Origin of the sequence: Aurantimonas sp. 22II-16-19i (genome assembly GCF_002088275.1) — a bacterium.
Taxonomy (GTDB): domain Bacteria; phylum Pseudomonadota; class Alphaproteobacteria; order Rhizobiales; family Rhizobiaceae; genus Jiella.
This window is the reverse complement of sequence record NZ_AQQS01000001.1, coordinates 80716-105650: the sequence shown is the minus strand read 5'-3', so window position 1 is coordinate 105650 and position 24935 is coordinate 80716. Positions and strand designations below refer to the sequence as shown.

The following is a 24935-nucleotide window of genomic DNA, read 5'->3' as shown; positions in this document are numbered from 1 at the left end:
TTCCACATGGCAATGCAGATCATCGTAGCCGACGACGATGCCGCGATCCGCACGGTCGTCTCCCAGGCGCTGATGCGCGCCGGCTTCGAAGTGCGCGTCACCTCCAACATCGCGACCCTGTGGCGCTGGGTCTCGGCCGGCGAGGGCGATCTGGTCATCACCGACGTCCTGATGCCCGACGGCAACGCCTTCGACACGCTGCCGAAGATCAAGAACTCCCGGCCCGAACTGCCGGTGATCGTGATGAGCGCCCAGAACACCTTCATGACGGCGATCAAGGCGTCCGAGCGCGGCGCCTACGACTACATCCCGAAGCCCTTCGACCTGACCGAACTGGTCTCGATCGTGCGGCGGGCGCTGTCGGAGCCCAAGCCCGGCAACCGGGCCGCCGCGCCGGACGACATGCAGGATTCGATGCCGCTGGTCGGGCGCTCCCCGGCCATGCAGGACATCTACCGGGCGCTCGCCCGGATGATGCAGACCGACCTGACGGTGACCATCTCCGGCGAATCCGGCACGGGCAAGGAGCTGGTCGCGCGCGCGCTGCACGATTACGGCCGTCGGCGGAAGGGCCCGTTCGTCGCCATCAACATGGCGGCGATCCCGAGGGACCTGATCGAGTCGGAGCTCTTCGGCCACGAGAAGGGCGCCTTCACCGGCGCCCAGGCGCGCACCAGCGGCCGTTTCGAACAGGCCGAGGGCGGCACGTTGTTCCTCGACGAGATCGGCGACATGCCGATGGAGGCGCAGACGCGGCTCCTGCGCGTCCTCCAGCAGGGCGAGTACACCATCGTCGGCGGGCGCACGCCGATCGCCACCGACGTCCGCATCGTCGCCGCCACCAACAAGGACCTGCGCCAGCTGATCGCCCGGGGGCTGTTCCGCGAAGACCTGTTCTACCGCCTCAACGTCGTACCGCTCCGTCTGCCGCCCCTTCGCGAGCGCATCGAGGACCTGCCGGATCTCGCGCGGCATTTCTTCGCAGTGTCCGAGAAGGAGGGACTGCCGCGCAAGTCGCTGAGCCAGGGCGCCCTCGACGTCATGCGCCGCTATGCCTGGCCGGGCAACGTGCGGGAGCTCGAGAACCTCATCCGCCGCCTCGCGGCGCTCTATCCGCAGGACGAGATCTCCGGGGAGATCGTCGAGCACGAGCTGACCAACGAGCCGATCAAGGGTCCGGGAAGCGAGGTCGACGGCAACAAGCCCATTGATCTCAGTGCCTCCGTCGAGCGCTATCTCGCCGAGTACTTCTCTTCCTTCGGCGACGACCTGCCGCCGCCGGGCCTGCACGGGCGGATCCTGCGCGAGGTCGAGTATCCGCTGATCGCCGCGGCCCTGGCGGCGACCAGGGGCAATCAGGTCAAGGCCGCCGATCTCCTCGGCGTGAACCGCAACACGCTTCGCAAGAAGATCCGCGATCTCGATATATCCGTCGTCCGGTCGATCCGCTGACTGGCTTTTTTCGGCGTTTCGTTGCAGTTTGGACACATTCCGTTGCTCTGTGGCCACGGGATTCGAAACTGTAAACGCCGCATGACGACGCATCCGATCCATACCGAAAGCGACGTGCCGTTCCTGATGGAACGGCGCAGGTTCCTGCTGTTTCCCGGCCTCTTCGCGGTCGCCGGGGCACTGATCACGGGCGCGATCTCCTTCGTCGTCCTGATGGGCCTGACGCCGGTCGAACCGACCGACACGATCGTCACCATCGCGACCGTCGTCAATGGCGGCTTCGTGGCGCTGCTCTGTGTCCTGATCGGCCGCGAGGTGCTGCGGATGATCCGCGCCCGGCGCCAGGGCAGGGCCGCTTCCCGGCTGCATGTGCGGATCGTCGTCCTGTTCTCGATCGTCGCGGCGCTGCCGGCGCTGCTCGTGGCCATCGTCGCCAGCGTCACCCTCGATCTCGGCCTCGACCGCTGGTTCGGCATGCGCACCCGGGCCATCGTCGAATCCTCGATCAGCGTGGCGCGGGCCTATGTGAACGAGAACGCCCGCAACCTGCAGGGCACGACGCTGTCCATGGCCTACGATCTCGACCAGCAGCGCCAGCTGTTCAATCTCGACCGGGGGGGCTTCCAGGACCTGATGACCGAACAGGCGCGGGGCCGCTCGCTGCTCGGCGCCCAGATCCTGCGGCTCGACGGCCAGCCGGTGCTGAAGGCCGACGTCGACGACACCAAGCCGCTTCCGGTGCCGCCGGCGGATGCGCTGCAGCAGGCGGCGGCGGGCAATCTCGTCTTCATCCCGCCCGGGATCACCAATCTCGTCGGCTCGATCATCCGGCTCCGGCAGATCTCCGACGCCTATCTCTACACCGTGCGCGCCGTCGATCCCGAGGTGATCACGGCACTGCGCGAGATGGAGGAGCGGTCGGCGGAATATTCGAGCCTCTCGGACAACCGCTTCGGGCTGCAGCTGGCCTTCGGGCTGCTCTATCTCGGCATCACCCTGATCGTGCTCCTCTCGGCGATCTGGACCGGCATCGGCGTCGCCGACCGGCTGGTTCGGCCGATCCGCCTCTTGATCGGCGCGGCCGACGAGGTGTCGGAGGGCAATCTCTCGGTCTCGGTGCCGGTCAAGGTGTCGGACGGCGACGTCGGATCGCTCTCCAACACCTTCAACAACATGATCCTGCAGCTGCGGAGCCAGCGCTCCGAACTCGTCAACGCCAAGGACGTCATCGACGAACGCCGCCGTTTCATCGAGGCGGTCCTGTCGGGGGTGACGGTCGGCGTCATCGGCATCGAGCGCGACGGGACGATCTCCATGGTCAACCCATCCGCCGAACGGATCCTCGACGTCGACGCCGAGGCGGTGACCGGCAAGAAGCTCGAGGGCGTGTTTCCGGAGATCGGCCGCATCCGCCAGGCGGCGGCGGCCTCGAGGCGTCCCGAGCACCAGGAAGAGGCCAAGGTCAAGATCCGCGAGCGCGAGCGGACGCTCGCCGTCCGCATCACCTCCTCGGAGGAGAGCGAGGGCGACCAGTCGCTGGTGGTGACCATCGACGACATCACCGACCTCGTCGACGCCCAGCGGACCTCGGCCTGGGCCGACGTCGCCCGGCGCATCGCCCACGAGATCAAGAACCCGCTCACTCCCATCCAGCTGTCCGCCGAGCGGATCCGCCGGCGTTACGGCAAGCGCATCGAGGACGACCGCGAGGTCTTCGACCGCTGCATCGAGACGATCATCCGCCAGGTCTCCGACATCGGCCGGATGGTCGACGAGTTCTCCACCTTCGCCCGCATGCCGAAGCCGACGATGGAGCGCATCGACCTGCGCGACGCTTTGCGCGAGGCGGTGTTCATGCGCGAGATGGGCGACCACGGCATCGCCTTCCACGCCGAGATCCCCGACAAGCCGATGCTCGGTTCCTACGACGTCCGGCTCCTGTCACAGGCCTTCGGCAATCTCGTCAAGAACGCGGTGGAATCGCTCGAGGCCACGGAAGGCGTCGAGGGCCGCATCGTCATCCGGGCGAGAGCCGACGGCGACGTCCATCGCATCGACATCATGGACAACGGCCGCGGTTTTCCGAAGGACAATCGCGATCGGCTGCTCGAGCCCTACATGACGACCCGCGAGAAGGGTACCGGGCTCGGCCTGGCGATCGTCCGCAAGATCATCGAAGACCACGGCGGCACGATCTCGCTCGAGGATGCGCCGGATCAGCCGCAGGGCGCGATGGTGCGTATCGTGATGCCGGCAGGCTCCGCTCCGAGCGACGCGGACGCGCGAAGACATTGAGATTGAAGAACAAGGAGTGGTGAGCCATGGCATCGGACATCCTGATCGTCGATGACGAAGCCGACATTCGCGAACTCGTCGCGGGCATTCTTGAGGACGAGGGCCACGAGACCCGTACCGCGGGCAATTCCGACGCGGCCCTGCAGGCGATCACCGATCGCGTGCCGAGGCTGGTGTTCCTCGACATCTGGCTGCAGGGCAGCCGGCTGGACGGGCTGGATCTCCTGGACGCGATCAAGGCGCAGCATCCGGAGGTGCCGGTGGTGATGATCTCCGGCCACGGCAACATCGAGACCGCCGTCTCGGCGATCCGTCGCGGCGCCTACGACTACATCGAGAAGCCCTTCAAGGCCGACCGGCTGATCCTCGTCGCCGAGCGCGCGCTGGAGACCTCGAAGCTGAAGCGCGAAGTGCTCGAGCTGAAGCGCCGCTCGTCGGACTTCGCCGAGCTGATCGGCAAGTCCCAGGCGATGAACCATCTGCGCACCGTCATCGAGCGGGTGTCGCCGACCAACAGCCGGGTGATGATCCTCGGGCCCTCCGGCTCGGGCAAGGAGATGGTGGCCCGCGCGATCCATGCGGCCTCGCCGCGTGCTTCGGGCCCCTTCATCGCTCTCAACGCGGCGGCGATCACCCCGGACCGCATGGAGCTGGAGCTGTTCGGCAACGAGACGCCCCCCGGCACGGAGCGCAAGATCGGCGCTTTGGAGGAAGCCCATCGCGGCGTCCTCTATCTCGACGAGGTGGCAGACATGCCACGCGAGACGCAGAACAAGATCCTGCGGGTCCTGACCGAGCAGACCTTCGAGCGCGTCGGCGGGTCGAAGCGCGTGAAGGTCGACGTCCGGATCATCTCCTCCACCTCGCAGAACCTCGATTCCCTGATCGCCGAGGGACTGTTCCGCGAGGATCTGTTCCACCGCCTCGCCGTCGTCCCCATCGCGGTGCCGCCGCTGGCCGACCGGCGCCAGGACGTGCCGCTGCTGATCGAGGCCTTCATGGGCCAGATCAGCGAGCAGACGGGCATCAAGCCCAAACCGATCAGCGACGAGGCGATGGCCGTGCTGCAGTCGAGCGACTGGCCGGGCAATGTCCGCCAGCTGCGCAACAACGTCGAGCGCCTGATGATCCTCGGCCGGGACGGCGACGCCGACAGCCCGATCACCGCCGACATGCTGCCCAACGAGGTCGGCGACATGCTGCCCCGAACGCCGAGCCAGGCCAATGGCCAGATCCTGGCGCTGCCGCTGCGCGATGCGCGTGAGGTTTTCGAGAAGGAATATCTGGTCGCCCAGATCAACCGCTTCGGCGGCAATATCTCGCGTACCGCGGAATTCGTCGGGATGGAGCGGTCGGCGCTGCACCGCAAGCTGAAATCCCTCGGCATCTGATCCGGGTTTCCGGTATGGGTGCGCCAGGAAGCCGGACGGCAATGGAGCAGCGTGAATGAAGGTCGTGATCTGCGGGGCAGGGCAGGTGGGCTACGGCATCGCCGAGCGGCTCGCCTCCGAGCGCAACGACGTATCGGTGATCGACACCTCGCGCACGCTCGTCCAGGCGATCCGCGACAATCTCGACGCCAGGGGCTTCGTCGGCCACGGCTCGCAGCCGGACGTCCTGGCGGAGGCGGGCGCCGAACAGGCCGACATGATCATCGCCGTGACCCTGCACGACGAGGTCAACATGGTCGCCTGCCAGGTCGCCCATTCGCTGTTCAACGTGCCGACCAAGATCGCCCGCATCCGCTCCCAGAGCTATCTGCGGCCGCACTGGCAGGACCTGTTCTCGACGGACAACCTGCCGATCGACGTCATCATCTCGCCCGAGGTCGAGGTCGGCGAGATGGTGCTGCGGCGGATCGCACTGCCGGGCGCGATGGACGCCGTGCGCTTTGCCGACGATCACATCGCGATGGTGGCGATCGAGTGCAGCGAGGATTGCCCGGTCGTCAACACGCCGCTCGACCAGCTGACCGACCTCTTCCCCGACCTCAACGCCACGGTGGTCGGCATCTGGCGCGGCGACCGGCTGTTCATTCCCGGCTCCAACGACCACATGGTGCCGGGCGACGTCGCCTATGTGGTGGCCGAGAAAGGGCATGTGCGCCGGGCGCTCGGCCTGTTCGGGCACGAGGAGCCGGAGGCCAGCCGCATCGTCATCATCGGCGGCGGCAACATCGGCTATTTCGTCGCCCAGCAGATCGAGAAGCGCAACTTCGGCGCCAAGATCCGCGTGATCGAGGACAACCACGACCGGGCCGTCGCGATCGCCGACGGGCTGAAGCGCACCATCGTCCTCAATGGCAGCGGCCTCGACCAGTCGATCCTGAAGGAAGCCGACATCGGCTCCAGCGACCTCGTCGTCGCGCTGACCAACGACGACAAGGTCAACGTCCTGTCGAGCGTCATGGCCAAGCGCCTCGGCTGCAAGGGCAATCTCGCGCTGCTGAACAATGCCGACTACCAGGGCTTCACCCGGACGCTGGGCATCGACGCCTTCATCAATCCGCGCTCGGTGACGATCTCGCGGGTGCTGCAGCATGTCCGCCGCGGGCGGATCCGGGCGGTGCATTCGATCCAGAACGGCGTCGCCGAAGTGATCGAGGCCGAGGCGCTGGAAACCTCGCCGCTGGTCGGCGAGCCGCTGCGCGACCTCGACCTGCCGGACAATCTGCGGATCGGGGCGATCTACCGGGCCGGCGCCTACGTCAAGCCGACCGGCCAGACCAAGATCCGCGCCAAGGACCGGGTCGTCATCTTCGCTGCCGCGTCGGCCGTCCGCCAGGTCGAGCAGATGTTCCGGGTCTCGCTCGAATTCTTTTGACCCCGTGACTTTCGCACGCCGCGTGCCCATGCTGTTCGCAGGCGCGAAATTTGTGTCATGATTCGTCAGGCAAGGGCTACGAACCCGCCCAAGCCTGCGGTATCAAAGGATAAGTGCCCACCCGGTTGGGGGGCACGGCGTTTATCACCAGGCTGCAGCACAAAGCAAAAAAGGACATCTCTGCATGCCAGAGCGGACACAGCACCTTCAGGACCTGTTTCTCAACACGGTCCGCAAGCAGAAGATTTCCTTGACGATCTTTCTCGTCAACGGCGTCAAGCTGACAGGCGTCGTCACGTCATTCGACAATTTCTGCGTCCTGTTGCGTCGCGATGGGCATTCCCAGCTCGTCTACAAGCACGCGATCTCGACGATCATGCCGTCACAGCCCGTGCAGATGTACGAGGGCGTCGACGAAAGCGGGAAGGCCTGATTGGCGGAGTTTCAGGATAAGGGACCACGCGGTCCGATCGAGCATCAGCGTGTGGCGACGCGGGCGGCGGTGTTCGTGCCGGTGTTCAAGCAGCGCGTCGAGGCCGAGAACCGGGCGACGCCCGGGCTCGAGGCCGTGCGTCGCAGCGACGAGGCGCGGCTCGCCGAAGCCGTGGGACTGGCGGGCGCGATCGATCTCGACATCGTCGCGGCGATGATCGTGTCCGGCCAGAAGCCGCAGCCGGCGACGCTGATCGGCAGCGGCAAGGTGGAGGAGCTCAAGGGGCTGATCGCCGCCGAGGAGATCGGCCTGGTGATCGTCGATCACCCGCTGACCCCGGTCCAGCAGCGCAACCTCGAGAAGGAGCTGGAGGCCAAGGTGCTCGACCGCACCGGGCTCATCCTGGAGATCTTCGGCCGCCGGGCCCGCACCAAGGAGGGCCGGCTGCAGGTCGAGCTGGCTCACCTGAACTACCAGCGCGGACGGCTCGTCCGCTCCTGGACCCATCTCGAACGCCAGCGCGGCGGCGCCGGCTTCATGGGCGGGCCGGGCGAAACCCAGATCGAGGCGGACCGCCGGCAGCTGCAGGACAAGATCAAGCGGCTGGAGCGCGAGCTCGATCAGGTGCGCCGCACCCGGCAGCTGCACCGGGAGAAGCGGCGCAAGCGCCCCCATCCGATCGTCGCGCTGGTCGGCTACACCAATGCCGGCAAGTCGACGTTGTTCAATCTTCTGACCGGGGCCGACGTGATGGCCCGCGATCTGCTCTTCGCGACCCTCGACCCGACGCTGCGCAAGACCATCCTGCCGCACGGGACCGAGATCCTCTTCTCCGATACGGTGGGCTTCGTCTCGGACCTTCCCACCCATCTCGTCGCCGCCTTCCGGGCGACGCTGGAAGAGGTGATGGAGGCCGATCTGATCCTCCATGTCCGCGACATTGCCGATCCGGACACGCTGGCCCAGGCCGAGGACGTGCGGCGGATCCTGCGCGACCTCGACGTCGACACCGAAGACGCCGAGCATGTCGTCGAGGTCTGGAACAAGATCGACCGGCTCGACGAGGATGCGCTCCATCGCGCCGAAGTCGCGCGCGCCTCGCTCGCCCATCCGGGCGCGGCCCACTTGGTCTCGGCGGTGACGGGGGCGGGCACGGCGGCGCTTCTGGAGGACATCGAGCAACGCATCGCCGGGCATCTGACCGCCGTCAGCATCGAGGTGCGGCCGGACGGGATGAGCTTCCTTCCCTGGCTCTACGACAACGCCACGGTTCTCGAACGCGAGGATGGCGAGGACGGCGTCGTGCATCTGAAGATCGAGATGACCGCGCAGGCCCGCACCGAGCTTCGCCGGATGGGTGCAGCGTCCGACGCCATCGTCGTCGGCGGCTCAGCCGGGGCGGAGCCGGAGCCCCCGGACCAGGCTTGAGCCGGTAACCGTCGTATCGGTCGGCCCGCACGATCGAAAGCGGACGGCTGGAGAGCGATTGCGATCCGGACGGGATCTCATGCCGTCCAGCCCTTCCAGACGCTGCCGTCCCTCCTGCGGGAGCTGAAACCGCAGCCGGCGGGCGTCGTGTCCGCCCCTGGCGAGCAGGATGTGCCGGACGATGCAGGTTCGCCGCGGCAATGCCCTCGCGCTGTCCATGCCCTCGCGCTCTCTATGGCAGAGAGAGCCGGGCCCCGACGGCGCGAGGCGGCGCGCATCATCGGAGAAACGTCCGAGAGAGCCGCACCGACGTCATCCGCCACCAGAGACCTGGAGTCGCGCCATGCGGCATCGGCCCAAAAGCAAGGCGCCGCGCATCCTTTCGGCTGCGCGGCGCTCTGACGATGGGCAGGAAAGGGGACGAGGCGGCCGAACCGGCCAGTGTCATGGGTGACGGGCCGAGGGTGACAGCTGCCCCGACAGCCGCTGCCTCCCGTCGCTAAGACGATCCGGCCGGTCGGTGGACGACCGGCCGCCAGGGATCAGGTGCCGGTCTCGATCAGCATGAAGGCGGGGATGTCGTCGCCGAAGCCGACCTGCTGCTGGCCGTCGTCGCCGCGCTGGCGGGAGTTGCCGCCGGATCCCTCGGATCCGCGCTTGCCGCGGCTGCGGCCGGATCCGTTGCCGCCGCGGGCATAGCTCGGGGCCGCCGAACGCGCGATGTTCTCGTTGGTGGCGACGGGCATGTCCGAGATCTCGCTGACGGGGACGTCGAGTTCGCCAGCTTCCGCCCGTTCCATCACAGCCGTGTCGGCGACCGCTTCGATCGGCTCGATCGCTTCCGCCTCGGGCTGCGGCTCGGCCTTGGCGCGTCGGCTGCGACGCTCCGGCTTCTCGCCGGCGGGCTTGCTGCGAGGCTCTCCGGCAGCCTTGCTGCGGGAGCTGCGGCGCTTCGGACGCTCGTCCTCCTCGGTGTCGGCGGGGAGTTCGGCGACGGTCGGACCGTGCCACTCGACCGTCGTGCCGATCATCTTTTCGATCGCATCGAGATATTTCCGGTCGGTCTTCGTGACCAGCGTGAACGCCTTGCCCGAACGTCCCGCGCGGCCGGTGCGCCCGATGCGGTGGACATAGTCCTCGGCGTGGATCGGCACGTCGAAATTGAAGACGTGACTAACCTTCGGGATGTCGAGGCCGCGCGCCGCGACGTCGGAGGCGACGAGAAGCGTGATCTGATTGTCGCGAAAGCCCTGGAGCATTGCCGTCCGGGAGCGCTGGTCCATGTCGCCATGCAGCGCGCCGGCGGAAAAGCCGTGCTTTTCGAGCGAGCGGAACAGCGTCGCGACATCGCGCTTGCGATTGCAGAAGATGATCGCGTTGGTCAGGTCTTCCGCTTCTTCGCGCAACACCCGGCGCAGCGTCTCGCGTTTGTCCCATTCCTTGCCGCCGCAGGCGACGAGGCGCTGGGTCACGGTCAGCGCTGCAGAAGCCTGCTTGGCGACTTCGACGCGCACGGGATTCTGCAGGAACTGCTCGGTCAGGCGGGTGATCTCCGGCGGCATCGTCGCCGAGAAGAACAGCGTCTGGCGCGTAAAGGGGAGCTGCTTGCAGATGCGCTCGATGTCCGGGATGAAGCCCATGTCGAGCATCCGGTCGGCCTCGTCGATGACGAGGATCTCGACGCCGGTGAGCAGCAGCTTGCCGCGCTCGAAATGGTCGAGAAGACGGCCAGGCGTCGCGATCAGGACGTCGACGCCCCGGTCGATCTTCTTGTCCTGATCACCGAAGGACATGCCGCCGATCAGAAGCGCGATGTTGATCTTCTGATCCTTGCCGTAGCGGGTGAAGGATTCTTCGACCTGCGCGGCGAGTTCGCGCGTCGGCTCGATGATCAGCGTGCGCGGCATACGAGCCCGGGCGCGGCCCTTTTCGAGCAGCGTCAGCATCGGCAGAACGAAGGACGCCGTCTTGCCGGTGCCGGTCTGCGCGATGCCGAGAATGTCCCGGCGCTCCAGGGCGTGCGGGATGGCTTCCGCCTGGATCGGTGTCGGTTCGGTGTAGCCGGAGGCTTCGACAGCCGCCAGCACCTTGGGGCTGAGACCGAGTTCGGAAAAAAGTGTCAAGCTGGCGTGTCTCTTCGGATCAAGAGTTCGGCGCATCTGCGCCACGGGGAGCCCATGTGCTTGGGGCGATAGGTCGACTGGTCGTCCGAGTCAACCGTTACCACTCATATGGGCCGGCTTTGCTGGTTTTTGAAGGTGAATTTCATGAAAATATCGCAAATCGTGCTCGTGCCGGGCCTGCTGTCGACCGAAGCAATCTATCGGCCGCAGATCGCTGCTCTGTCCGGTGCAACCATCTTTGCCGAGACGCGCCTCGACGATACGATCGAGGCGATGGCCGAGCGGCTGCTGGAGACCGCTCCCGATCGGTTCGTTCTCTGCGGCCACTCGATGGGCGGCTACGTTGCGCTGGAGGTGATGCGGCAGGCGCCCGAACGCGTGACGGCGATGGTCCTCGTCGCCACCTCGGCGAGGGCGGATGCGCCGGAGCAGTCGGAGCCCCGCCGCAGGCTGGTCGACCTGGCGCGGGAGCGGGGCATCGAGGCGGCGGCGCGCCTCCTCAACGCCAAACTCTTCGGCAGCGTCGGCGACCGCGCAGCGCTGGAGCGCCTGGCGGTCGACATGGCGGTGGAGATCGGCACCGAGACCTTCGCCCGGCAGCAGTCGGCGATCATCGGACGCCGCGACCAGCGCGCAACGCTTGCCGGGATCGGCGTGCCGACGACCGTCATCGCCGGCACGGGCGACCGGATCATTGCGCCGGAACGATCCGGGGAGATGGCGGCAGCCATCCCAAGGGCTCTGCTGCAGCGGCTGGAGGGCGTCGGCCACATGGTGCCGGCGGAAGCGCCGGCGGTCCTCACGGAGGCGCTGCGGGCTGCCGGCGCGGTGATCCGCGACGGCTGACCGACCGGGCGCGCCCCATCGCCCGGCGCCGGGCCGAAAGCGACTCAGTTCGAGGCCGGGCCGAAGATGTAGGGCTGGCCGGGCGTGAAATGCAGCTCGTAGGTTTCGCTGATCTCGCCATCGGCCGGCACCACCTCGAAGAACAGGCTGAGGCTGTTCGACTGCGCCTCGCCTGGATCGTCGGCGCGGTAACCGACGATCTGGCCGTCGAGCGTGGCGATTTCCGTGATCTCGGCCGTCGAGCGGAGCGACAGGCCGTCATGACCGGAAGCATCGAGCTGCTGGATGAAGAAATGCGGCTTAGCGTCGTCGCCGGCCGGTTGGACCATCACCGTGCGCCAGACGCCGCTCTGGTCGCCATCGGTCCACGGCCCGACGACCTGGACGTCCTGGACGAGGGGCGAAAGGCCTTCGGCTGCGGCAGAGAAGGAGGTGGCCGCCTGGCCGCCAGACGGCGATGCGGCGCCGCCGGCCTGCGGTTCGGGAGCGTCAGCGCCGGCCTGGGGCTCGGCCCGGGGCTCGGTAGGGGGCGGGGCATCCTGGGCGAAGGCCGGGCCTGCGAAAAGCATCGAGGCAGCGAGAACGCCGGCGATCTTGGAAATGACTGGGCGAGGCATCGTTATCACCTTTGCACGGCTCGGCCGTCGTTGAGGAACGGGTTCATCCTTCGGTCGTCGACCGGACACGGCAGATGCCCGGTGGGCGTCACGGCTCCGGCACCGGACGCAAGTCTATCGACGCCGCTGCACGGGCGAGATACGTCGGCCGCGTCAGATGTCGAGATCGGAGACGAAGGCGGCGCGATCCTGAATGAAGCGGAATCGCGATTCCGGCCGGTTGCCCATCAGCGCATCCACCGCGCCGGAGGTGCCGGCCTCGGGCGTCTCGTCGACGACGACGCGCAGCAGCGTTCGCTTGCGCACGTCCATCGTCGTCTCCTTGAGCTGGGCCGGCAGCATCTCGCCGAGGCCCTTGAACCGCCCGACCTCGACCTTGCGCCCCTTGAACTCCCGCGCCACGATCTCCTCGCGATGCTTGTCGTCCCTCGCATAGAAGGTCTTGCCGCCGCTGGTGAGCTTGTAGAGCGGTGGAACGGCGAGGAAGAGATGGCCGCCGCGGATCAGCTCCGGCATCTCGCGGTAGAAGAAGGTGATCAGCAGCGACGCGATGTGGGCGCCGTCGACATCGGCGTCGGTCATGATGATCACCCGCTCGTAGCGCAGATCCTCCTGCCGGTATTTCGAGCGCGTCCCGCAGCCGAGCGCCAGCGTCAGGTCGGCGAGCTGCTGGTTGGCGCCGAGCTTGTCGCGGCCGGCGCTGGCGACGTTGAGGATCTTGCCGCGCAGCGGCAGGATCGCCTGCACCTTGCGGTCGCGGGCCTGCTTGGCCGAGCCACCGGCCGAATCGCCCTCGACGATGAAGATCTCGGCGCCGGCAGCCCCAGTCTGGGAGCAGTCCGCCAGCTTGCCCGGCAGCCGGAGCTTGCGGGTCGCCGTCTTGCGGCTGACTTCCTTCTCCTGGCGGCGGCGCAGCCTCTCGTCGGCCCGGTCGGCCACCCAGTCGATCAGCCTGGCGGCATCCTGGGGCGAGGAGGCGAGCCAGATGTCGAAGCCGTCGCGCATCGATTGCTCGACGATGCGCTGCGCCTCGGCCGTGGCGAGGCGGTCCTTGGTCTGGCCGACGAATTCCGGCTCGCGGATGAACACCGACAGCATCGCCGATGCGGTCTGCATCACGTCGTCACCGGTGATGTTCGAAGCGCGTTTGTTTCCAGAGACTTCAGCGAAGGCCTTCAAGCCTCGCAAGAGGACGGAGCGCAGGCCCGCCTCGTGGGTTCCACCCTCCGGCGTCGGGATGGTGTTGCAATAGGAGCGGATGAAGCCGTCGTCGGCGGTCCAGGAAACCGCCCATTCCACGGCACCGTGGCCGGTCAGCTTCTCGGTCCGTCCGGCGAAGATCTGCGAGGTCACGCGGTGTTCGGCCCCGAGGGTGACGTCGAGATAGTCCTTGAGGCCGCCGGGAAAATGGAACGTCTCGCGGGTCGGCACGCCGCTCTCGGGGGGGATGAGCGATGGATCGCAAGACCAGCGGATCTCGACGCCGCCGAAGAGATAGGCCTTGGACCTCGCCATCGCCATCAGCCGCTCGGGGCGGAACCGGCAGTTGGCCCCGAAGATCTCCGGGTCGGGCCGGAAACGCACCCGCGTGCCGCGGCGGTTCTGGATGTCGCCGACCTCCTGCAGCTTCGAGGTGGCGAGGCCCCGGGCATAGGTCTGGCGATAGAGCTTGCGGTTGCGGGCGACCTCGACCTCGAGATGCTCGGACAAAGCGTTGACCACCGAGACGCCGACGCCGTGCAGGCCGCCGGAGGTCTCGTAGACCTTCGAATCGAACTTGCCTCCCGCATGCAGCGTCGTCATGATCACTTCGAGCGCCGAGCGATCCTTGTATTTCGGATGCGGATCGACCGGGATGCCGCGGCCGTTGTCGGACACCGCCAGCGTGCCGTCCGCCTCCAGCGAGACCTCGATGAAATTGGCATGGCCGGCCGTCGCCTCGTCCATCGAATTGTCGATGACCTCGGCGAAGAGGTGGTGGACGGCCTTCTCGTCGGTGCCGCCGATATACATGCCGGGACGGCGGCGAACCGGCTCCAGCCCCTCCAGGACCTCGATGTCGGCAGCCGTGTAGTCGGCGCCGGGAACGAACTCGCCCGCCGGCTTGCGGGCAGGAGCGGCGGGCTTGGGCGCCGCAGGCTTGCGAGCGGCGTTGCCCGAAAACAGGTCGTCGCTCATCGGTGGGAAAATCCTCGTTCGCTCGTAGGGGTCTCACGCTGCGCCGCGATCATGGACCCTGCCTACACTTTCACGAAATGTTCTTCAAGGCTGGCAGCCGCCCGGCGCCTGCCCTGAGTGGCGATAGCCGCCGTTTTTCCCCGCAAATCTGCCGTGCGGGCGCTGCGGCGCGGCAGGGCCGCACCGTCACCGTGCGCGGCGTACGAAAAAGGGGCGCCCGCTGGCGGACGCCCCTCCGATGGTCGATGAGCCTTCGGCCTCAGATCGAATAGTACATGTCGAACTCGATCGGATGCGGCGTCATCTCGTAGCGCAGCACCTCGGCCATCTTCAGGTCGATGAAGGCGTCGATCTGGTCGTCGTCGAAGACGCCGCCGGCCTTCAGGTAGTCGCGGTCGGCGTCGAGGCTCTCCATCGCCTCGCGGAGCGACCGGCAGACGGTCGGGATCTCCTTCAGCTCCTCGGGCGGCAGGTCGTAGAGATCCTTGTCCATGGCGGCGCCCGGATGGATCTTGTTCTTGATGCCGTCGAGGCCGGCCATCAGCATGGCGGCGAAGGCGAGGTAGGGGTTCGCCGTCGGATCGGGGAAGCGGACCTCGACGCGCTTGGCCTTCGGCGAGTGGCCGAAGGGGATGCGGCAGGAGGCCGAGCGGTTGCGGGCCGAATAGGCGAGCAGGACCGGCGCCTCGAAGCCCGGCACGAGCCGCTTGTAGGAGTTGGTCGACGGGTTGGTGAAGGCGTTGATCGACTTGGCGTGCTTGATGATGCCGCCGATGTAGAACAGCGCGCTCTCCGACAGGCCGGCATATTCGTTGCCGGCGAAGGCCGGCTTGTCGCCCTTCCAGATCGACTGGTGGACGTGCATGCCCGAGCCGTTGTCGCCATAGACCGGCTTCGGCATGAAGGTCGCCGTCTTGCCGTAGGCGTTCGCCACCTGGTGGATGACGTATTTGTAGATCTGCATCTTGTCGGCGTTGCGGGTCAGCGTGTCGAACTTGATGCCGAGCTCGTGCTGCGCGGCCGCCACCTCGTGGTGGTGCTTCTCCACCGCCACGCCCATCTCGGCCATGACCGTCAGCATCTCCGAGCGCATGTCCTGGCAGCTGTCGATCGGCGGAACCGGGAAGTAGCCGCCCTTGATGCGCGGGCGATGGCCGAGATTGCCGGTCTCGTATTCGGTGTCGTCATTCGACGGCAGTTCGGTCGAATCGAGCCTGAAGCCGGTGTTGTAGGGGTCGGCCTTGTAGCGCACGTCGTCGAACACGAAGAACTCGGCCTCAGGGCCGAAATAGCAGGTGTCGCCGATGCCGGACTGGGACAGATAGGCCTCGGCCTTGCGGGCGGTCGAGCGCGGATCGCGATTGTAGCCCTCGCCGGAAATCGGATCGAGGATGTCGCAGGTGACGGCCATCGTCGCCTGGGCGAAGAAGGGATCCATATAGGCCGTTTCCGGATCCGGCATCAGCACCATGTCGGATTCGTTGATCGCTTTCCAGCCGGCGATCGACGAGCCGTCGAACATCGAGCCTTCGGAGAACATGTCCTCGTCGACGATGGAGGCATCCATCGTCACATGCTGCATCTTGCCCTTCGGATCGGTGAAGCGCAGGTCGACGAATTTGATGTCGTTGTCCTTGATCTGCTTCAGAATCTCGTTGGCGCTCGTCATGGCCTTCCTTCCCTTTGGAGAGTTCGTCTGGTTTGAGACCGGACCGCCCGCTCGTTAGCCCATGGCGGGCTCGCGATCCATCCCGGTCTTCGTCGCCATCGTGGTCTTCGTGGTTACGACGGTAACCGGCAGGTCCGAGGTCCAACCCGTCGGACCGGCCGGTGGCGATCGTCCGGTCGCGTCAGATCGCGTCGGTGCCGGATTCGCCGGTGCGGATGCGGATCGCTTCCTCGATCGGCGAGACGAAGATCTTGCCGTCGCCGATGCGGCCCGTCTGCGCCGCCTTGCGGATGGCCTCGACCGCCGCTTCCACCGTCTCGTCGGCGAGCACGATCTCGACCTTCACCTTGGGCAGGAAGTCGACGACGTATTCGGCGCCGCGATAGAGTTCGGTGTGGCCCTTCTGGCGACCAAATCCCTTGGCCTCGGTCACGGTGATGCCCTGAAGGCCGACCTCCTGGAGCGCCTCCTTCACCTCATCGAGCTTGAACGGCTTGATGATCGCCTCGACCTTTTTCATCGACTGACCTTCTTCAAAATTTCGATCGTTGCACCGGGCACCTTGCCCGTCGATGCCGGCGATGCAGGTGTCATGCCAATAGCCGGGCGCCAGAGGCACAACCGACATAGCTTGATTTCACCGAAGGGCAATGGAACCTCGCTGCCCCGGCCGCTCGCGCCCACAATATTTCGGATGCGCGGCCAGTGCCATCCCCCAGCCAGGTGGCGGGATCGCTGCCATCGGGGCAGGTTCTGCACAGTTCGAGAGCAAATCGATGATAAAACAGGTGGGACCAATGATGCAAAACCGGGCAATGGATGCGGCGCTGCTCACCCCGGCCGAGATGAGCGAGGCCGACCGGCGCACGATCGAGGGCGGAACCCCCGGCATCGTCCTGATGGAACGCGCCGCCCGTGCGGTGGCGGAGGTGGTTCGGGCGAAGTTTCCCGATGCCCGGCGAATCGCCTGCCTCGCCGGGCCGGGCAACAACGGCGGTGACGCCTGGGCGGTCGCCGCCATCTTGAAGCGGGCCGGGTGCGACGTGCGGCTGTTCCATCTGGTCCCGCCAGACGCGCTCGCCGGCGACGCCGCCATTGCCGCGGCGGGCTACGACGGTCCCGCCGCCCCGCTCGCCGGATTTCGGCCGCCGGAGTTCGACCTCATCGTCGACGGGCTGTTCGGGGCGGGGCTCGCCCGGCCGCTCGAAGGCGAGGTCGCGGCGCTGGTGGACCGCCTGAACGCAGCGCCGACGCCGGTGATCGCCATCGACCTGCCGTCCGGCATTTCCGGAGCGAACGGGGCGGTTCTCGGCAGCGCGATCGAGGCGGCCGTGACCGTGACGTTCTTCCGGGGCAAGCCGGGTCATCTCCTCGAACCGGGCCGTTCCCATCGCGGCGACCTCGTCGTCGCGGACATCGGCATCCCCGACTCCGTCCTGGCCGGGATCGCGCCCACGACCTTCGCCAACGCTCCGGCGCTGTGGCGCCATCGTCTGGCCCTGCCGAGCGAGGCGGGCCACAAATACGACCGCGGCCACGCCGTCGTATTCTCCGGCCCGGCCAGTCGGACGGGCGCCGCCCGCATGGCCGCGACGGCGGCGCTGCGGGGCGGGGCGGGACTGGCCACGGTCTTCTCGCCGGCGGGCGCGATCCTGGTCAACGCCGCCCATCTGACGGCCGTGATGCTGCAGCGCTGCGAGGACGAGGCGGAACTGCGGGCGCATCTGGAAGACGAGAGGCTGAACGCCTTCATGTTGGGGCCGGGCTTCGGCGCGACCGACCTCGCGCGGACTTATGCGAAGACGCTGCTTGCGGCCGAACGGCGGCTGGTGCTCGACGCCGACGCGATCACGGCGTTCCAGGACGAGCCGGAGGCGTTGTTCGGTGCCGTCCGCGAAGCCGCGGCGGCACGCTTGGACGGCGAGCCGGCGCTGGTGCTGACGCCCCATGCGGGCGAGTTCAAGCGGCTGTTCCCCGACATTGCCGTCGCGGAGGATCTGTCGAAGATCGACCGGGCGCGCCGGGCGGCCGCACGGGCCGGCGCCGTCCTCGTCCTGAAAGGCCGCGACACGGTGATCGCGTCGCCCGACGGCCGCGCGGCGATCAACGCCACCGGCACGCCGTGGCTCGCCACCGCCGGTGCGGGCGACGTCCTCGCCGGCATCGTCACCGCCCAACTCGCCCAGAAGGCGCCGAGTTTCGAGGCGGCCTGCGCCGCCGTCTGGATGCATGGCAAGGCGGCGGAGGCCTTCGGGCCGGGCCTGATCGCCGAGGATCTGCCCGCCATGCTGCCGCAGGTCTTTGCCGAACTCGCCGGGTAGTGGCGGCGGTCCGGCGTCAGCTGCCGAGCGGTGTCGCCGCCCGCAGCCGGATCAGCCCCAGCACCGTGTCGATGGTCGGCGTCGCAACGCCGGTCAGCCGGCCCATCTCCTGCACCGAGGTGACGAGCGCGTCGACTTCCATCGGCCGGCCGAGTTCGAGATCCTGCAGCATAGAGGTCTTGTGCTCGCCGACCTCGGCGGCGCCGGCGATCCGCTTGTCGACGTCGATCGGGAACTTGATCCCGAGGGCGCTGGCGATGGCCTCGGCCTCCAGCATCATCGCCCTTGCCACGCCCCGCGCGTCCGCGTTGCCGCAGATCGCCGCAAGGGTCGCGCCGGTGAGCGCCGAGATCGGGTTGAAGGAGACGTTGCCCCAGAGCTTCACCCAGATCTCCGAGCGGATCTGCGGGCGCACCGGCGCCCGGAAGCCCGCCTCCACCAGGAGCTTCGACAGCGCCAGCGCACGCTCGCTCTTCTCGCCCGACGGCTCGCCGAGAGGCAGGCGCTCGCCCTCGGTGTGGCGCACGATGCCCGGCGCCTCGATGTCGGCCGCCGGATGGACGACGCAGCCGATGGCGCGCTCGGGCCCGATCGTGTCCCAGATCGCGCCGCCCGGATCGACCGCCTCGATGCGGCGGCCTTCATGCTCGCCGCCACTCTTGTAGAAATACCACCAGGGCAGGCCGTTCTGGGCCGTGACGACTGCGGTGTCAGGCCCGAGCAGCGGCTTCAGGGCCGGCAGGATGCCCGGCACCGAGTGGGCCTTCAGCGCGATGATGACATAGTCCTGCGGGCCGAGCGCAGCCGCGTCGTCGGTGGCGCGGACCGAGACGGTCGTCTCGCCCTCGGCCGAGCGGACGGTGAGGCCGTTCTCCTGCATCGCCTTCAGATGCGGCCCGCGGGCAACGAGGCCGACCTCGGCCGCTGTGCGTTCCGCCAGCCTTGCGCCGATCAGGCCGCCGATGGCGCCGGCGCCGAAGATCGTGACCTTCATTTCGCCGCCTCCCTGCCGAGGCCGAGCTTGTCGGCAAGGCCGATGCGCTGCAGCTTGCCGGTCGCGCCCTTGGGGATCTCGTCGAGGAAGACCAGCTTGCGCGGCACCTTGAAGTCGGCGAGGCGTGTGGCGGCGAAATCGCGGATCTCGCGCTCGCTGGCCTGCATGCCTTCCCGCAGGACGACGGCGGCGGCGACGTCCTCGCCGAGCTTGTCGTGGGGCATGGCGAAACAGACCACCTGCGCCACCGCCGGATGATCCATCAGCACCTCGTCGATCTCGCGCGGGGAAATCTTCTCGCCGCCGCGATTGATGATCTCCTTGAGGCGGCCGGTGAGGAACAGGAAGCCGTCTTCGTCGAGCCGCCCCTGGTCGCCGGTGTGGAACCAGCCATGGGCGAAGGCTTCGGCATTGGCGGCCTCGTTGTTCTCGTAGCCGCCGGTGACGTTCGGCCCGCGGATGCAGACCTCGCCGATCTCGCCGCTGGCAAGGACCTCGCCGTCCTTCGACAGGATCGCCACCTCGGGGCCGGCGGCCGGGCCGACGCTGCCGGGCTTGCGGGCGCCGGGCGGCAACAGGTTGCAGGTCATCTGGTGAGACGCCTCGGTCATGCCGTAGGCCTCGATCACCGGGCAGTCGAAGGTCGCCTCGAGCTCGGCCATCACCTGCGGCGGCAGCGACGAGGAGGACGAGCGGATGAAGCGGAGCTTCGCCCGCTCGACGCTGGCGGCATTGCGCGGGGCCCGCGCGAGGATCGCCTGATGCATGGTCGGGACCGCGGTGTACCAGGTGGGGGCGGCGTCATCCATCCAGTGGAAGACCTTCAGGGCGTTGAAGCCCGGCGTGCAGACGATCGACGCGCCGGCCGACAGCGAAGACAGCACCGCCGCGATCAGCCCGTGGATGTGGAACAGCGGCATCACGTTGAGGCAGCGGTCGGCCGGGGTGAGGGCGAGCGAGGAGCGGATGTGCCGCGCCGAGGCCTTCAGGTTGCCGAGGCTGAGCGGCACGATCTTCGGCCGCGAGGTGGTGCCGGACGTGTGCAGGACGAGGGCCTCGTCGTCCTCGCCGGAAAAGCCGGGACGCGCCGTCTCGCCGATCGCCTCGCCTTCGAGGGTGAATGCGCCGGCGGGAGCGTCCGGCCGGGTGACGAGCCGCAGGACCGGAATGTCGAGTTTGGCGGCGACGCTCTCGGCCGCCGCGTGTCCGGCCTCGTCGAGGACGATCGCCCTGGCCTTCAGGTCGGACAGGTAGAATTCCAGCTCCTCGGCGCGATAGGCCGGGTTCAGCGGCGCCGAGGTCGCCCCCGCGGAAATCGCCACGAAGGCGGTGGCCATCTCCGGCCCGTTCGGCAGGACGATGGCCACACGGTCGCCGATCCCGATGCCGAGATCGTTGAGGCGCGTCACCGTCGCCTCGACCTGCGCCGCGAGATCCCGATAGGTGAGGGCGGACCGCTCCGGTGCCCCGATCGCCGCATCCTCCGGCCGTCCCGCGCCAAGCAAATCGAGCATCAGATCTTTTCCTCACGTTTCGTCGGCGCCCGCCTCGGATCATGTCACGCCAGATAGGCGGGTGTCCGCCCTTCGCTACGTCAACCTGGTCCCTTCGGCGCTCTTATCGCGCGCTTCGCCGGGAGTCGACGCCGGGACGCGAAAACGCCGCACCCGCCGGGATGATCTCCCGGCGGGTGCATTGGCAGGTTTCGAGTTGACGCGGGCGCTCGCGCCCGCCCCTGCAGGTTCCTCAGTGCGCGGACCCGCCGGCGATGAGATCGGCGAGACCGATCGGGAAGCGGCGGACCCTGACGCCGGTCGCGTGCCAGATGGCGTTGGCGATCGCGCCGACCGTGCCGGTGATGCCGATCTCGCCGACGCCCTTGATGCCGAGGGCGTTGACGTAGGGGTCATGCTCGTCGACCAGGATGACGTCCATCGTCGGCACGTCCGCATTCACCGGCACGTGGTACTCGGCGAGATTGGCGTTCATGATCCGGCCGGAGCGCCGGTCATGCACCGCCTCTTCGTGCAGGGCGAAGCCGATGCCCCAGATCATCCCGCCATAGAGCTGGCTGGTGGCGAGGCGCGGATTGATGATGCGCCCGGCGGCGAAGGCGCCGACGAGCCGGCTGACCCGGATCTGGCCGAGATCCGGATCGACCTTCACCTCGGCGAACACCGCGCCGTGGGAGAACATCGCCCGCTCCTGCGCACTGGCCGGATCCCGGCCGCCCTGGCCGGCCCCCGCGATCTCCGAAAGGCCCGCCCGGGCGAGGATGTCGCCATAGCTTTCCGAACGCTCGGGATCGTCGGCGCGGTAGAGCCGGCCATCGCGCGCCTCGACGCCGACATTGCCGGCGCCGAAGAGCGGCGAGGTCTCGTCATTGGTCGCGAGATCGGCGAGCTTGGCGATCACGTCGGTTCCCGCGGCGTGCAGCGCGCTGCCGGCCGTCGCGGTGTGGCCGGAGCCGCCGGCGATGCCACCGTCCGGCAGCCCGGAATGGCCGGAGTGGAACTCGACCCTGTCGATGTCGAGCCCGAGCCCGTCCGCCGCGATCTGGTGCAGCACCGTCCATGCACCCTGGCCCATGTCGGCGCCGGCCGTCTCGACCAGCGCCGTGCCGTCGGCGCGCAGCGTCGCCGTCGCCTTGGCCTGGAACATCGGGGCGGGAAACAGCGCCGTGCCCATCCCCCAGCCGACCAGGCGGCCCGCCTCGTCGCGCATCTGCCGCGGCTCGAGCGGCCGCTCAGACCAGCCGAAGCGTTCCGCGCCCTCGGCGTAGCACTCGCGCAGCGCCTTGGCCGAGAAGGGCTTGCCGGAGGCCGGATCGGTCTCGGCGTAGTTTCGCAGGCGGAACTCGAGCGGGTCGAGGCCGGCGGCGAGCGCCGCCTCGTCGATCGCCGATTCCAGCGCCGCCGAACCCGAGGCCTCGCCCGGCGCGCGCATCGGCCCGGGTGTGCCGATGTCGAGCCGCACCGCCTTGTGGCGGGACGACAGCGCCGGCGTGGCATAGAGATCGTGCGAGGCGTTGGATGCCGGCTCGATGAAATCCTCGAAGGTCGAGGTCGCCGCGGTGGTCAGGTGGTCGAGCGCGGTCAGCCGGCCATCGGCGTCGACGCCGAGCCGGAAGTCCTGCCGCGTTGCGCCGCGGTGGCCGACCGGCCCGTACATCTGCTCGCGCCGGAGCGCCAGCTTCACAGGCCTGCCGAGCATCTTCGCCGCGAGGATCGCCAGGATCTGCGGGCCGACGATGATGGCCTTGGAGCCGAAGCCGCCGCCGAGAAACGGGCTGCGGATCGTGACGTTCTCCGCCGGGATGCCGAACCACGCGCCGAACGACCCGGTCGACATCACGATCGCCTGGTTCGGCGTGTCGAGCGTCAGCCTGTCGCCATCCCAGCTGGCGACGATCGCATGGGGCTCCATGGCATTGTGATACTGCCCCGGCGTCTCGTAGCGCGCGTCGACGCGGTGCGATGCCTTCGCCAGCCCCGCCTCGATGTCGCCTTTCTCGGTGGTCGGAGGCGAGCCGACACCGACGGCCTCCGGATCGAACGGCCGGGCGGCGTCGAGGCCGACGCGCGCCGGCGCGGCGTCGTAGGTCGGGGACAAGAGCCGGGCGGCTTCGGTCGCAGCCTCGAGCGTCTCGGCGACGACCAGCGCGATCGGCTGGCCGGCATAGCGCACCGTGTCGTCCTGCAGCACCTCGGTGCGGAAGGCGAAGGGATAGGGCTTGGTCTCGGGATCGAGGGCGAGCGGCGGCCGGTTCGCGGGCGTCAGCACCTCGACGACGCCCGGATGCGCCCGGGCGGCCTCGACGTTCAGGGACGTGACGCGGCCGCGGGAGATCGTCGCCGCCGCATAGACGGCATGGAGCAGTCCCTCGGGATGGTTGTCGGCAGCGAAGGTGGCGGTGCCGGTGACCTTCAGGACGCCGTCGCGGCGGGTCATCGGCTGGCCGCTGTTCGAGCCGAAGCGGGTGCGGCCGGAAGGCGTCGCCCCGGTCGGGATCGGGATCGTGTCAGACATGGGCGTTGGCTCCCGTTTCGGAGGCAAAGGGCGAGGCGGGCAGGGCCGGCATGCGCTCCGGCGTGCCGGCTGCCGCCATCATCAGCGCGCGGGCGACGACCCGCCGGCCGAGTTCGATCTTGTAGGCGTTCTCGCCGGAGGGTTTTGCCTCGGTAAAGGCGGCCTCGGCGGCCCGCTGGAAGACTTCCCTTCCAGGCGCAGCGCCGACGAGTGCGGCTTCCGCCGCTTGCGTGCGCCACGGCCTGGTCGCGACTCCGCCGAGCGCCAGCCGCGCCTCGACGATCGTCCCGTTCTCGATCTTCAGGGCGGCCGCCGCCGAGGCGAGGGCGAAGGCGTAGGAGGTGCGCTCGCGGACCTTGAGATAGCGCTGGTTGCCGGCAAAGGCCGCGGCCTCGGCCGGCAGCCGGACGGCGACGATCATCTCGCCGGCTTCGAGGGCGGTCTCCTTCTCGGGCGCGTCGCCGGGCAGGAGGTAGAAGTCGGTCATCGCCACCTCGCGGCGGCCGGCGGGGCCCTCGATCTCGACGATGGCGCCGAGCGCGGTCAGGGCGACGCAGAAGTCCGACGGGTGAACGGCGATGCAGCGGTCGCTCCAGCCGAGCACGGCATGGGCGCGGTTCTCGCCTCCGATCGCGTCGCAGCCCGAACCCGGCTGACGCTTGTTGCAGGCGCTGGCCGGGTCAGTGAAGTAGGCGCAGCGGGTGCGCTGCATCAGGTTGCCGCCGACGGTCGCGGCGTTGCGCAACTGCGCCGAAGCGCCCGAAAGCAGCGCCTCGGCGACGGCCGGGTAGGTCTTGGCAAAGGCCGGATCATGGGCGAGGGCGGCGTTCTTCACCAGCGCGCCGATCCGCATGGAGCCGTCCGGCAGCTGATCGATCCGGTTGAGATCCGGCAGATGGGTGAGATCGACGAGGCGGCCGGGAGCCACGACGCCGCCCTTCATCAGATCGAGGAGATTGGTCCCGGCGCCGAGATAGGCCGAGCCGGGCTCGCCGCCGGCAGCGACGGCTTCGGCGAGCGAAGCGGGGCGGATATATTCGAAGAGGTTCATGCCGCTGTCTCCGCCTTGCTGCCGGCCAGCCGGCCCTGTGCGTCGAGCACCGCCTCGGTGATGCCCTGATAGGCGCCGCAGCGGCAGAGGTTGCCGCTCATCGCCTCGCGGATCCGCTCGGGATCGCCCATCGCCTGGGCCTCGGCGATGAGGCCGACGGCGCTCATGATCTGGCCCGGCGTGCAGAAGCCGCACTGGAAGCCGTCGTGGTCGATGAAGGCCTGCTGCACCGGATGCAGCACGCCGTTTTCGGCGAGACCCTCGATCGTGGTGATGGCCGCGCCATCGTGGCTGATCGCCAGCGCCAGGCAGGAATTGATCCTGTGCCCGTCGACGAGAATGGTGCAGGCGCCGCACTGGCCGCGGTCGCAGCCCTTCTTGGCGCCGGTGAGATGCAGCCGCTCGCGCAACAGGTCGAGCAGCGTGACGCGCGGATCGTCGAGAACGATTTCGCGTCGCTCGCCGTTGATGGTGAGTGTCATGGAAAGGTTCATCGAATTACCTTTCGAGGAATGGGATCGTCGGGACAGGCAGTCGCGCCGGCATGGCGAAAGCTTTGAGAGCGCGCTCCTCGGACGGGCAGGACCATCGCCTTGCGGTTCGGGCCGGTTTCGGAGAGACGCTGTGCGAGGGACGGAAACTGCTGCCGTCCGTAATTATACGGAGGCCCCCTCCG

Annotated in this window: 18 protein-coding genes; 8 read left to right on the top strand and 10 right to left on the bottom strand. The window is 68.1% G+C overall.

All coding sequences use genetic code 11. The annotated features are described in order from the left end of the window. The first annotated feature begins 6 nt into the window (after positions 1-6). From ntrC to hflX, 6 genes are all read left to right on the top strand, one after another. A complete protein-coding gene (gene ntrC / locus ATO4_RS00500) occupies positions 7-1452 on the top strand; it encodes a nitrogen regulation protein NR(I) (protein ID WP_083589444.1) in 1446 nt (481 codons plus the stop codon). A gap of 81 nt (positions 1453-1533) precedes the next feature. Beyond that, positions 1534-3747 carry a PAS domain-containing sensor histidine kinase gene (locus ATO4_RS00495; RefSeq protein WP_083589443.1) on the top strand — a complete coding sequence of 738 codons (2214 nt, stop codon included), beginning with the start codon at positions 1534-1536 and terminating at the stop codon, positions 3745-3747. Positions 3748-3773: 26 nt separating this feature from the next. Then, entirely contained in the window at positions 3774-5138 is a 1365-nt protein-coding gene (locus tag ATO4_RS00490; protein WP_083589442.1) for a sigma-54 dependent transcriptional regulator, read from the top strand. A gap of 55 nt (positions 5139-5193) precedes the next feature. After that, positions 5194-6570 (top strand): Trk system potassium transporter TrkA, encoded by a 1377-nt coding sequence (gene trkA / locus ATO4_RS00485; protein WP_083589441.1) that lies wholly within the window; start codon positions 5194-5196, stop codon positions 6568-6570. 184 nt (positions 6571-6754) lie between these two features. Then, positions 6755-7003, top strand: a complete 249-nt coding sequence (gene hfq, locus ATO4_RS00480; protein WP_083589440.1) for an RNA chaperone Hfq — start codon at positions 6755-6757, stop codon at positions 7001-7003. An 81-nt stretch (positions 7004-7084) separates the two neighbouring features. Then, positions 7085-8431, top strand: a complete 1347-nt coding sequence (gene hflX / locus ATO4_RS00475) for a GTPase HflX (protein ID WP_245308519.1) — start codon at positions 7085-7087, stop codon at positions 8429-8431. A gap of 542 nt (positions 8432-8973) precedes the next feature. Here hflX and ATO4_RS00470 read toward each other — a convergent pair. Continuing rightward, the gene (locus tag ATO4_RS00470) at positions 8974-10554 is read right to left on the bottom strand and encodes a DEAD/DEAH box helicase (RefSeq protein ID WP_083589438.1); all 1581 of its coding nucleotides are present in this window, start codon (positions 10552-10554) and stop codon (positions 8974-8976) included. Between the two features lie 144 nt (positions 10555-10698). Between ATO4_RS00470 and ATO4_RS00465 the strand changes: the two genes are divergently transcribed. After that, positions 10699-11400: an alpha/beta hydrolase gene (locus tag ATO4_RS00465; protein WP_176222812.1), complete on the top strand. Its 702-nt coding sequence runs from the start codon at positions 10699-10701 to the stop codon at positions 11398-11400. A gap of 44 nt (positions 11401-11444) precedes the next feature. On the opposite strand, the gene ATO4_RS00460 is transcribed toward ATO4_RS00465, so the two are convergent. From ATO4_RS00460 to ATO4_RS00445, 4 genes are all read right to left on the bottom strand, one after another. Beyond that, positions 11445-12017 (bottom strand): hypothetical protein, encoded by a 573-nt coding sequence (locus tag ATO4_RS00460; protein ID WP_083589436.1) that lies wholly within the window; start codon positions 12015-12017, stop codon positions 11445-11447. Between the two features lie 153 nt (positions 12018-12170). Continuing rightward, positions 12171-14195, bottom strand: coding sequence for a DNA topoisomerase IV subunit B (parE, locus tag ATO4_RS00455; RefSeq protein WP_083589435.1), 2025 nt, complete (start codon positions 14193-14195; stop codon positions 12171-12173). Positions 14196-14454: 259 nt separating this feature from the next. After that, complete coding sequence (gene glnA / locus ATO4_RS00450; protein WP_083589434.1) at positions 14455-15864, bottom strand: type I glutamate--ammonia ligase; 1410 nt, start codon at positions 15862-15864, stop codon at positions 14455-14457. 181 nt (positions 15865-16045) lie between these two features. Then, positions 16046-16384, bottom strand: coding sequence for a P-II family nitrogen regulator (locus tag ATO4_RS00445; RefSeq protein ID WP_083589801.1), 339 nt, complete (start codon positions 16382-16384; stop codon positions 16046-16048). Positions 16385-16664: 280 nt separating this feature from the next. Between ATO4_RS00445 and ATO4_RS00440 the strand changes: the two genes are divergently transcribed. Further along, the gene (locus tag ATO4_RS00440) at positions 16665-18185 is read left to right on the top strand and encodes an NAD(P)H-hydrate dehydratase (RefSeq protein WP_348626439.1); all 1521 of its coding nucleotides are present in this window, start codon (positions 16665-16667) and stop codon (positions 18183-18185) included. 16 nt (positions 18186-18201) lie between these two features. Here ATO4_RS00440 and ATO4_RS00435 read toward each other — a convergent pair whose 3' ends face one another. From ATO4_RS00435 to ATO4_RS00415, 5 genes are all read right to left on the bottom strand, one after another. Continuing rightward, on the bottom strand, positions 18202-19179 hold the full coding sequence (locus tag ATO4_RS00435) for a 2-dehydropantoate 2-reductase (RefSeq protein ID WP_083589432.1): 978 nt from the start codon (positions 19177-19179) through the stop codon (positions 18202-18204). Beyond that, positions 19176-20693 carry an acyl--CoA ligase gene (locus ATO4_RS00430; protein ID WP_083589431.1) on the bottom strand — a complete coding sequence of 506 codons (1518 nt, stop codon included), beginning with the start codon at positions 20691-20693 and terminating at the stop codon, positions 19176-19178. Before ATO4_RS00430 ends, ATO4_RS00435 begins: the two co-directional genes overlap by 4 nt. A 232-nt stretch (positions 20694-20925) precedes the next feature. Continuing rightward, positions 20926-23208, bottom strand: a complete 2283-nt coding sequence (locus ATO4_RS00425) for a xanthine dehydrogenase family protein molybdopterin-binding subunit (protein ID WP_083589430.1) — start codon at positions 23206-23208, stop codon at positions 20926-20928. Continuing rightward, entirely contained in the window at positions 23201-24259 is a 1059-nt protein-coding gene (locus tag ATO4_RS00420) for a xanthine dehydrogenase family protein subunit M (RefSeq protein ID WP_083589429.1), read from the bottom strand. The genes ATO4_RS00425 and ATO4_RS00420 overlap by 8 nt, the downstream gene beginning before the upstream one ends. Then, positions 24256-24753, bottom strand: a complete 498-nt coding sequence (locus ATO4_RS00415) for a (2Fe-2S)-binding protein (protein ID WP_083589428.1) — start codon at positions 24751-24753, stop codon at positions 24256-24258. The genes ATO4_RS00420 and ATO4_RS00415 overlap by 4 nt, the downstream gene beginning before the upstream one ends. Positions 24754-24935: the final 182 nt, after the last annotated feature.

Coding starts and splice junctions, on each gene's coding strand:
- ntrC (WP_083589444.1), top strand. CDS start 7: ATGGCAATGCAGATCATCGTAGCCGACGACGATGCCGCGATCCGCACG.
- ATO4_RS00495 (WP_083589443.1), top strand. CDS start 1,534: ATGACGACGCATCCGATCCATACCGAAAGCGACGTGCCGTTCCTGATG.
- ATO4_RS00490 (WP_083589442.1), top strand. CDS start 3,774: ATGGCATCGGACATCCTGATCGTCGATGACGAAGCCGACATTCGCGAA.
- trkA (WP_083589441.1), top strand. CDS start 5,194: ATGAAGGTCGTGATCTGCGGGGCAGGGCAGGTGGGCTACGGCATCGCC.
- hfq (WP_083589440.1), top strand. CDS start 6,755: ATGCCAGAGCGGACACAGCACCTTCAGGACCTGTTTCTCAACACGGTC.
- ATO4_RS00465 (WP_176222812.1), top strand. CDS start 10,699: ATGAAAATATCGCAAATCGTGCTCGTGCCGGGCCTGCTGTCGACCGAA.
- ATO4_RS00460 (WP_083589436.1), bottom strand. CDS start 12,017: ATGCCTCGCCCAGTCATTTCCAAGATCGCCGGCGTTCTCGCTGCCTCG.
- parE (WP_083589435.1), bottom strand. CDS start 14,195: ATGAGCGACGACCTGTTTTCGGGCAACGCCGCTCGCAAGCCTGCGGCG.
- glnA (WP_083589434.1), bottom strand. CDS start 15,864: ATGACGAGCGCCAACGAGATTCTGAAGCAGATCAAGGACAACGACATC.
- ATO4_RS00445 (WP_083589801.1), bottom strand. CDS start 16,384: ATGAAAAAGGTCGAGGCGATCATCAAGCCGTTCAAGCTCGATGAGGTG.
- ATO4_RS00440 (WP_348626439.1), top strand. CDS start 16,665: ATGCAAAACCGGGCAATGGATGCGGCGCTGCTCACCCCGGCCGAGATG.
- ATO4_RS00435 (WP_083589432.1), bottom strand. CDS start 19,179: ATGAAGGTCACGATCTTCGGCGCCGGCGCCATCGGCGGCCTGATCGGC.
- ATO4_RS00430 (WP_083589431.1), bottom strand. CDS start 20,693: ATGCTCGATTTGCTTGGCGCGGGACGGCCGGAGGATGCGGCGATCGGG.
- ATO4_RS00425 (WP_083589430.1), bottom strand. CDS start 23,208: ATGTCTGACACGATCCCGATCCCGACCGGGGCGACGCCTTCCGGCCGC.
- ATO4_RS00420 (WP_083589429.1), bottom strand. CDS start 24,259: ATGAACCTCTTCGAATATATCCGCCCCGCTTCGCTCGCCGAAGCCGTC.
- ATO4_RS00415 (WP_083589428.1), bottom strand. CDS start 24,753: ATGAACCTTTCCATGACACTCACCATCAACGGCGAGCGACGCGAAATC.